This window comes from Haliscomenobacter sp., assembly GCF_041740695.1.
Taxonomy (GTDB): Bacteria; Bacteroidota; Bacteroidia; order Chitinophagales; family Saprospiraceae; genus Haliscomenobacter.
The window spans coordinates 102,835-112,055 of the sequence record NZ_JBGSLK010000135.1 but is presented as its reverse complement, the minus strand read 5'-3'; the positions used below and the strand labels follow the sequence as shown (position 1 = coordinate 112,055).

Here is a 9,221-nt window from a genome sequence, read left to right as displayed (position 1 = left end):
CCTTTCAAGACTAACCTTTAAGTTTTCCACATTTTTTTGTGGAATTAACAAAAGAAAAAAGAACCAAAAAAGAAAAACTATACATGATTATTATCTTAATGTATAAACTTTTTCTTTTTTACAAACCTAAAGGCCGTCGTGGTGAATAGTAGGCAGCAAAGCTGTTCCACTGCGTAATGTGAGTTTGTAAGTAAGGGGGTTACCCAATAATTGGCGTCCCTTATTTTAAAAATCTGCTCGCAATGAAATATATCTTCTTCTTGTTCCTCTTCTCAACCTATGCATTCCTGACACAGGCGCAAACCGAAGGCCCGCTTGAAAATGTAGTGATCACCTACCAAAAGAAGAAAACCCAGGTCCGCGCCAATGAAAATGCGGAATTACAAGTAAATGTTTCCCCCGTGGATGTCCGAAAATTCAAAGCCCGTGGATTCGTTCGTTATAGCGACTTCGGTGCCCGAGGCGACAGCAAAACCGATGACATCGACGCTATCGCTGCGGCCCATGCCTTCGCCAATCAGCACGGCCTTATGGTGAAAGCCGACGCTGGGGCCACCTACTACATTGGAGGAAAGGAGCGCACCGCAGTCATCCAAACGGACACTGATTTCGGCACGGCGGCCTTCATCATTGACGATACCGAAGTGCAAAATCATCAGGCAGCTGTTTTTGTAGTCGGTTCCAGCCTACAGGCATTCAAGCTGGAGGGGATCAGTTCCCTCAAGAGGAATCAGGAAAAAATCACTGCCTCTTTGCCAGCAAACTGTCTGATCAGTGTCACCAATTCCAACGTAAAGCGCTACATCCGCTTTGGGTTGAACCAAAACAATGGATCTCCCCAAACAGACATCTTTGTTGTGGATAAAAACGGCAATGTGGATATGGCTGCTCCGATCATCTGGGACTTTGAGCAGATCACCGAAATCAGCGCGCTACCCATTGACGAAAAGAAGCTGACCATCACTGGAGGACGTTTCACCACCATCGCCAACCAAGCCGAATCGAAGTACACCTATTATAGCCGAAACATCACGATCAAACGTTCCAACGTGATTGTGGATGGGCTTGAACATCGTGTCACTGGCGAAGGAGACCACGGCGCGCCCTACAACGGCTTCCTCAACGTCAATAACTGCGCTTACGTAACGGTTCAGAACACCATCCTGACCGGACATAAAACATACAGCACCATTGGCGCGGCCGGGAAGCCCGTCTCCATGGGCACTTACGACCTTTTAGCCAACCGTGCCCTCAATGTATCCTTCGTGAACTGCAGCCAGACCAATGACATCAAGGACAGTAAATACTGGGGAATCTTTGGTTCCAACTATTGCAAAAATCTGCTTTACGACAAATGTACCCTTTCCCGGTTCGACGCCCACATGGGGGTCGCCAATGCGACCATCCGCAATTCTACCCTGGGACATATGGGGATCAATGCCATTGGCAGCGGGGTCTTAACCGTGGAAAATTGCACCATCTACGGCAGAAACCTCATCAATCTGCGCAGCGATTATGGTAGTACCTGGCAAGGAGAATTTATTGTCCGCAACTGTGTTTTTGTGCCTGCCGGAGGTAGCGTGACTAGTGCCAGTCTGATCGGCGGTTCCAATTCCGGGCAGCATGATTTCGGCTATACCTGTTACATGCCAGAACGGATCAGCATTGAAAACCTTCAAATCGACGACACCAATCATCCGGAGGCTTACCAGGGGCCAGCAATTTTCTCAAATTTCAATCCACAGATGACCGACGCTTCCTACCAGGAGAAATTTCCCTTGGTCAGAACCAGGGAAGTTTTGCTCAGGAATGTGACCACTTCCAGCGGCAAGGCCTTGAAAATTAGTGATAATCCGTTCCTATTCAAGGAGGTGAAAGTAACGACCTATTAAAGTCCGATGCATTAGGCAAAAAAATTTCACGAAAAATTTGCGCAACCAGATAACTGCATTTATATTTGCAACCACATAGCTGCAAATAATCTAAAAATGATAGAAAGGCGAGACATTTTTCAGGCAATAGCTGACCCAACAAGGCGAGCAATCCTTACCTTAATTGCATTGCAAGCAATGACCCCAAACGCCATTGCCGACAACTTCAACACTACCCGGCAATCTGTTTCTAAACACCTTCGCATCCTCACAGAATGCCAGCTCGTCAAGCAGGAACAACAAGGCAGGGAGATTTACTACTCACTTGAAATTGAAAAAATGAAAGAGATCGATCAATGGTTGAACCAATTCAGAAAAATTTGGGAAACCAACTTTAATCAATTAGACGAAGTATTGTCAACTATGAAAAAACAAAAAAAATGAGAAAAATAATTGTCGGATCATTCATTACACTAGATGGCGTCATGCAAGCTGCTGGCGGACCCGAGGAGGGTTTCAACTATGGCGGCTGGAGCGCTCCTTATTACGATGAAGCGCTTGATGAGATCGCGGAAAAACAAAAGCAGCCTGCGAAGGACCTTCTTTTGGGCAGAAAAACCTTTGAGGTTTTTGCTTCCTTCTTTCCTGACCATGAAGACATTTGGCCTGGCGTCAACGAGGTCACAAAGTACGTGATGAGCAGCACGCTGGAAAAGGCAGATTGGAAAAATTCAGTTTTCCTGAATAGTGTAGAGGACATCAAAAAGCTCAAAGAATCGGAAGGTTCTGATATTCAGGTTCACGGCAGCGGCAACATGGTCCAGACACTACTCAAACATGATCTGGTCGATGAACTATGGCTTCTCATTCATCCCTTGATGCTCGGCAGCGGAAACAAACTGTTCGCCGACGGTACAATTCCAGCAGCATTCACCCTGGTAGAGAGTACAGCAACGCCAAGCGGAGTGATCGCTGCCCATTACCAGCGCGCTGGAGAAGTTAAGACGGGTATTATGGGCTGACGTTTTTCAAATACCGCCTCATCGCCAAGCCGTAGCCGTTATCGGCAACCAATTGGCGATGAGGCTAACTCATCAATTCAAACGGAAAATGACCAAGCTCGTTGATAAGAAGTTGAATATATAAAATTAACACCTGTGAATGATGTAACCTTTTTATTGAATTGTGTAACATTCGCTTGTTTAGAAATAGTCAATTTTGGAAAAATCATGTGATTTTTAAAATCAGAGAAATGGCAACCATCTTATTAATTGAAGATAACATACCCATTCTTGAGAATTTGACCGAATATTTTGAAATGGAGGGCTACAAAATTCTTATTGCTACTAGCGGAAAAAAAGGAATTGAACTTGCCAGAGAACATATTCCCGATTTAATAATTTGTGATACTATAATGCCTGGAATGGATGGCTATGAAGTTTTGTATTTGATTTTAGATTTAGCCAAAACTCATGAAATACCATTTATTTTTAGCACGTCAAATTCCGAAAAAGTTGATAGAATAAAAGCACTAGGACTTGGTGCGGATGATTATATTGTTAAACCTTTTGCCCTTCAAACACTTTCTGCAATGGCAAAGAAATGGATAAAATCAGGAAGTGTTAGGCACAAGTAAACAATATTTTGTGCTCTACTGCTGGAGGCAACTCATGTCCTCCGAGTAAAAACGATCAATCCCATTGCCACCACCCCCATCAAAAAATAAGCCAAAATCAGGGGCGACACTCCATCCACCAATTGTTTGCTGATCAGGGCACCGAGGCCCGAGCCAATGAAGAAAAAAAAGGTGCCATACAGGGAAGCCGCCGTGCCCGCTGCGTCGCCCAATGGCGCCAATGCCAGGGCGCTGCTATTGGGTTCAATGGCAACATTTATGCCCATGAGCAAGGTGATGCCCACAAAAAAGAGCACCATTGGAGGTGGATTCCCCAGGTACCAGGTACTCGTAAACAGTGCAGCACCCACGATCACGTACAAAACCAACAAACCCCGCATGCTTCGGAACGCCCCAAATCTTGCCACCAGGCGGGCATTCAAGGAAGTACACAATGCCATCACCAAGCCCATACCCCCAAAAATCCATTTGAAGAGTGTAGGCTGCTGGTAAATCTCGCCAACAATCCGTTCCGAGCTGGCGATGTAAGCGCTGAAGGGAATAAAAAGCAAGGTGGCAATGCTACTGTACCGCAGAAAGGTTCGGTTGCCAAGTACTGTGCGCATTTGTCGGATCAGCTCTCTTCCCTCGAAGTTGGCCCTCAAGGCTTTTGGCAGAGATTCATCCAGCCGAAACGACCAAAGGAAGACCAGCACCGCGAATGCTGGAGGGATAAAAAACAAGGTTCTCCAATCGAAAAACGCCAAAACAAAGGTGCCCAAAAAAGGAGCAAAAATCGGCGTAAAGAGAAAAATGGTAAAAATGAGCGACATGGTGCCCGCCATTTGGTCGCCCTCGTAGCGGTCACGCACCCCAGCGATGGTGGTCGTAAAAATGGCCGCTGCGCCTACGCCCGAAAAAAAACGCCCGATCAGCATCCATTGCAAGCCTGGCGAAAATGCCGCCAAAAGCCCTCCCAGAATATACAAAGGGAAGCCGATCTTCAAAATGGCCAGGCGCCCCAGGCGATCGGAAAGCAAACCAAACAACAATTGCCCGATCTGCCCCATGAAAAAATAAGTGATGATCAGCGAAGCTGCGGTTGATTCGGCACCGAGCTTGAAATGGTCTCGAACATGGCCAAGGGCGGGCAGCATGATGTCAATGCCCAGCGCAGTGAGTACCATGGCACAGGCGGAAAAGGTAATGAATTCAGGTTTTTTCATAAGGGCAGGTGTGCAATTTAGCTTGCTATTTAAACATATTGTTCTTAAAAAAGAAGAATTTATTCAAAATTTTTAAAGTCTAAATTTAGAGTGGACATAGAGGTCTAGATCGAGGTTTACGAAGTAGAAGCAACAAGTGCGCACATCCCCGTGTTGTACAGAAGGCTCGCTGCGGCAGCAGGGCATTAGTAGTCATAGTGTGTGACGCAAAGGAAACATCAATCTACCCTATACACACTAAATAATCCAGTAAAATAGACATGGTATGCCTAAAACTATTCCAAAAAAAAGTGCTTCTCCTAATAATCAACTACAAAAGTGCCCTACGGGCATCAAAGGCTTTGACGAAATTACAGAGGGCGGACTTCCGAAAAATAGAACCACTTTAGTCAGTGGAAGTGCCGGTTCTGGAAAAACCCTTTTGGGGATTGATTTTTTAATCAATGGTGCAATCCAATTCAAAGAGCCCGGCGTCTTTATGTCTTTTGAAGAGACAGAAGATGAACTTTATACTGACGTGGCTTCTCTCAACCTGGATTTACAAGGGCTTGTTTCACGAAAAAAAATTTTGATAGAACATGTGATTTTGGAACGAAAAGATATTCAGGAGACCGACTTTAACCTTGAAGGGCTATTCGTTCGTTTGGAACTTGCTATTGATTCCATTGGTGCCAAACGGGTTGTTTTAGATTCTATTGAATCTATTTTTGCAGGCATCACAGATGTCGGCATTCTTCGCTTAGAGATAAAAAGACTTTTCAGGTGGCTTAAAGAAAAACAAGTTACTGCAATTGTTACCGGCGAACCGGCACAGGAAACTTATACCCGTCATGGTCTGGAGCAGTACATTTCCGATTGCATCATTTTACTGGATAACCGGGTTGATGAACAAATTGCCATCCGCAGAATCCGGGTAGTTAAATACCGTGGTTCAAAACATGGAACAAATGAATATCCTTTCGTAATTGATAAAGATGGAATTTCAGTAATTCCCATCACTTCGGCTGGGCTTGATCAACCAGGTACAGCTCAAAAAGTTTCGACAGGAATTCCGTCTTTAGACAAAATGTTCAGGGGAGGTAAACCAGGTTATACCAAAGGCAGTACGGTACTTGCTTCAGGTACCGCAGGCACCGGAAAAACAAGCTTAGCTTCTGCATTCGCAATAGCGTGTTGTAAACGTGGAGAACGCTGTCTTTTCTTATCTTATGAAGAATCGGCGGGGCAACTCATTCAAAATATGAGTTCTATAGGTATTCATTTTGAACCAATGATAAAAAAAGGACTCTTAAAGATCGTGTCTACGAGGCCTTCTTTTTTTGGTTTAGAGATGCATTTACTCGATTTATATAAACTCATTGCAGAATTTAAACCAAAAGCAGTTGTCATAGATCCTCTGACAAGTCTCATTGGAGAGGGTGACCAACGTGAAATCCGATCAATGATTACGCGTATGATTGATCTTTTAAAATCAAATGGCATCACTAGCTTTTTTACCAGCCTTGTTTCTTCTTCCGCACAAAATGATACAAGCGGAGAAATCGGAGTATCCTCTTTAATCGACACCTGGATAGTAGTGAGAGAATTAGAAGAAGATGTAAGCAAAAAACGCATTCGTGGACTTTTCATTGTTAAGTCTCGTGGCACGGGCCACGACAGTGATGTCCATAAATTGATTTTAAGTGATGATGGAATTGAATTGATGCCAATGGATGTTGAATCTACAGGGATTGCCAATGAGGAAAAGAAGATTGATAAAAATGTTTCTGAGGGTCAAAAATCAGCCAAACAAGATAAAGGTGAATAATGGAAAAAAAAATGAAACGACCCGTCGCGGGGGAGGCATTGCACCCTAAATTGATTGTTGGCATTGGAGGCTCAGCCGGTGCACTGGACGCTTATAAGGCACTTCTGGATGCACTGCCGTCCAAAACAGGTATGGCTTTTGTCATTATTTCTCACATGAACCCCACCGCCCATAGTCATTTAGCTAATATTCTGTCTCGTCATACAAAAATGACGGTAATGGTGGCTTCCATGGCGATGCCGATCCTTGCGAATCACGTTTACGTAATTCCTCCGGACTCAGATCTGCTCATGGAAAATTACAGCTTCAAAGTCATCTCCCCCCGCTCTGGCAGGAGCAGGCAAGTAGATTTATTTTTTATTTCTTTAGCACAAGCAATGGGCGTGCATGCAATCGGCATTGTCCTTTCCGGGTATGATGGTGACGGTACTGAGGGCTGCAAACACATCAGGGCACATGGAGGAAAAACATTTGCTCAGGACATATCTGCCGAAGTTGACTCCATGCCGCTTAGCGCTCAGGCTTCAGGCTGTGTTGATTTTGTTATCCCTCTCGACAAAATTCCAGGTAAACTAAAAAGTTTGGCAGCTGCACTTAAAACCTAGAAACTAAGAAATAACTATCCGAAAGCCAATTAATTTAAAATCACTTTAAAACCATCATAAAAAAATCGGAATGAATGAATGGAATCTAGCGCAATATCCTTCTCAACAAGGGAAAGTCGCGATCATCACGGGCGCAAACAGGGGGATTGTAACTCGCCAACTTGCCCCAAAAAAGGCCCAAGTTGGCGAGTTACAATCCCCCTCTACCCAATCACCGGCGTATCCAAGGTCGCCAAGGAATTCGCGATATCCTCATTCGTCACCTCGTGCTTCACCAGTCGATTGTTGAAATAGTCATCATATGCCTGAAGATCAAAGTGCCCGTGACCACACAGGTTGAACAAAATCGTACGTGATTTGCCTTCCTCCTTTGCTGCCTGGGCCTCAGCGAATACCGTCGCCAGTGCATGACTTGCTTCCGGAGCAGGGATGATGCCTTCCGTTTTGGCAAACAATACTCCGGCTTCGAAACACTCCAACTGGTGATGCGACCGGGCCTCAATCAGTTTATCTTTGAGCAACTGGCTCACAATTACCCCGGCGCCGTGGTAGCGCAAGCCCCCCGCGTGAATGGGCGCAGGCACGAAGTTGTGGCCCAGCGTATACATCGGCAGCAGCGGCGTCATGCCGATGGAATCACCAAAGTCGTAGCGGAAAACGCCACGGGTCAGTTTTGGGCAAGAAGCGGGCTCGCTGGCTACAAAGCGGATGTTGCGCCCTTCATCAAAATTGAGGCGCAGAAAAGGAAAGGCGATGCCCGCAAAATTGGAACCACCCCCAAAAGGTGCCACCACCACATCCGGCATGTCGCCCGCTTTTTTCATTTGTTCCACCGCTTCCAACCCGATGATGGTTTGGTGCATCAGTACGTGGTTGAGCACGCTGCCCAGGGCGTATTTGGTATTTTCGTCCATGGCCGCGCGCTCCACCGCTTCAGAAATGGCGATACCCAAACTGCCCGGAGAGTTGGGATCCTGTGCCAGAATTTGCCGTCCAGCCGCAGTATGATCAGTGGGTGAAGAATACACTTTGGCCCCCCAGGTGTTCATCATCATTTTGCGGTACGGTTTGCCGTCGTAGCTCACCTTCACCATGTACACCTCACACTCGATACCAAAGTGTTGGCAGGCAAAAGACAAGGCACTCCCCCACTGTCCCGCACCCGTTTCGGTGGTGATGCGTTTCACCCCTTCCATTTTGTTGTAGTAGGCCTGGGGCACGGCGGTATTGGGTTTGTGTGAGCCAGCCGGGCTGACCCCTTCGTATTTGTAGTAGATCTTGGCGGGGGTGTCGAGCGCTTTTTCCAGCGCATAAGCGCGGTAGAGTGGAGTTGGCCGCCAGATGGTATAAATGTCGCGCACTTCATCCGGGATTTGTACCCATTTTTCTGTAGTTACTTCTTGTTTGATGAGCTCCATGGGAAAAAGTGGTGCAAGGGCTTCGGGCCCGATGGGTTCTTTGGTGCCCGGATGCAGGGGTGGTAGCGGCTTATTGGGCATGTCCGCCACAATGTTGTACCACTTATCGGGAATTTCCTGCTCGGTCAATAAAAATTTGCGATTTTGCATGTACATGGTGTTTTAATGTTGAAAAAGCTGTTGAAAGTAAGTATTTATTGTGCATTTTGGAAAAAAACTGCCCTGCTTTTTTGACAATATCAATGCGCCAACCTTTTTCTGTCAAAATCTGTTTCTATCAAAACTTTGAAAAAAAGTAACTTAGGGGCGATTTCCTAAAATCACCTCAAAACACTCAAAATGGACAAGGAACAATTGAAAGAACAACTGGCCGAAACCAAAGCCAAAGTACAAGAAAAAATCGCCCAGCTGACCGAGTTGGCCAAAGAGGGTGTTGCCGAAGCCAAAGAAGAAATTCAGGAACAGATCGCGTACCTGAGAAGCATTGACTTTAGTGAAAAGTTTGAGAAACTGGGCGAAGAAACCAGCGAAGAATTTCAGGAACTCAAAGTAAAAGCCGTTACCGCCATGAATGCTTTGAAGGAGCGGTTTAAGGATTGGTTCTAATTAAAGGTTTAGGGAGGTTGAGAAAGTTGAGAAGGTTGAGGCTGCCGCAATCCGGTCACTGAGCGTAGCCGAA

At 45.7% G+C, this 9,221-nt stretch carries 9 protein-coding genes; 7 read left to right on the top strand and 2 right to left on the bottom strand.

Annotated features, from left to right (window positions below; all coding sequences use genetic code 11):
• Positions 1-242: 242 nt before the first annotated feature.
• From ACEW9O_RS27765 to ACEW9O_RS27750, 4 genes are all read left to right on the top strand, one after another.
• On the top strand, positions 243-1,892 hold the full coding sequence (locus ACEW9O_RS27765; RefSeq protein ID WP_373553493.1) for a hypothetical protein: 1,650 nt from the start codon (positions 243-245) through the stop codon (positions 1,890-1,892).
• A 96-nt stretch (positions 1,893-1,988) separates the two neighbouring features.
• A complete protein-coding gene (locus ACEW9O_RS27760; protein WP_373553492.1) occupies positions 1,989-2,315 on the top strand; it encodes an ArsR/SmtB family transcription factor in 327 nt (108 codons plus the stop codon).
• On the top strand, positions 2,312-2,893 hold the full coding sequence (locus ACEW9O_RS27755) for a dihydrofolate reductase family protein (protein WP_373553491.1): 582 nt from the start codon (positions 2,312-2,314) through the stop codon (positions 2,891-2,893). The genes ACEW9O_RS27760 and ACEW9O_RS27755 overlap by 4 nt, the downstream gene beginning before the upstream one ends.
• 230 nt (positions 2,894-3,123) lie before the next feature.
• Complete coding sequence (locus tag ACEW9O_RS27750) at positions 3,124-3,507, top strand: response regulator transcription factor (protein ID WP_373553490.1); 384 nt, start codon at positions 3,124-3,126, stop codon at positions 3,505-3,507.
• Between the two features lie 32 nt (positions 3,508-3,539).
• Here the strand turns inward: ACEW9O_RS27750 and ACEW9O_RS27745 are convergent, their stop codons facing one another.
• Entirely contained in the window at positions 3,540-4,712 is a 1,173-nt protein-coding gene (locus tag ACEW9O_RS27745; RefSeq protein WP_373553489.1) for an MFS transporter, read from the bottom strand.
• A 265-nt stretch (positions 4,713-4,977) separates the two neighbouring features.
• Here ACEW9O_RS27745 and kaiC point away from each other — a divergent pair, with 265 nt between their 5' ends.
• Together kaiC and ACEW9O_RS27735 are read left to right on the top strand one after the other, a co-directional pair.
• Positions 4,978-6,519: a circadian clock protein KaiC gene (gene kaiC, locus ACEW9O_RS27740; RefSeq protein ID WP_373553488.1), complete on the top strand. Its 1,542-nt coding sequence runs from the start codon at positions 4,978-4,980 to the stop codon at positions 6,517-6,519.
• Entirely contained in the window at positions 6,519-7,124 is a 606-nt protein-coding gene (locus tag ACEW9O_RS27735) for a chemotaxis protein CheB (RefSeq protein ID WP_373553487.1), read from the top strand. The genes kaiC and ACEW9O_RS27735 overlap by 1 nt, the downstream gene beginning before the upstream one ends.
• Before the next feature lie 203 nt (positions 7,125-7,327).
• On the opposite strand, the gene ACEW9O_RS27730 is transcribed toward ACEW9O_RS27735, so the two are convergent.
• The gene (locus ACEW9O_RS27730; RefSeq protein ID WP_373553486.1) at positions 7,328-8,692 is read right to left on the bottom strand and encodes a TrpB-like pyridoxal phosphate-dependent enzyme; all 1,365 of its coding nucleotides are present in this window, start codon (positions 8,690-8,692) and stop codon (positions 7,328-7,330) included.
• A 189-nt stretch (positions 8,693-8,881) separates the two neighbouring features.
• Between ACEW9O_RS27730 and ACEW9O_RS27725 the strand changes: the two genes are divergently transcribed.
• A complete protein-coding gene (locus tag ACEW9O_RS27725) occupies positions 8,882-9,148 on the top strand; it encodes a hypothetical protein (RefSeq protein WP_373553485.1) in 267 nt (88 codons plus the stop codon).
• The last annotated feature ends 73 nt before the right edge of the window (positions 9,149-9,221 follow it).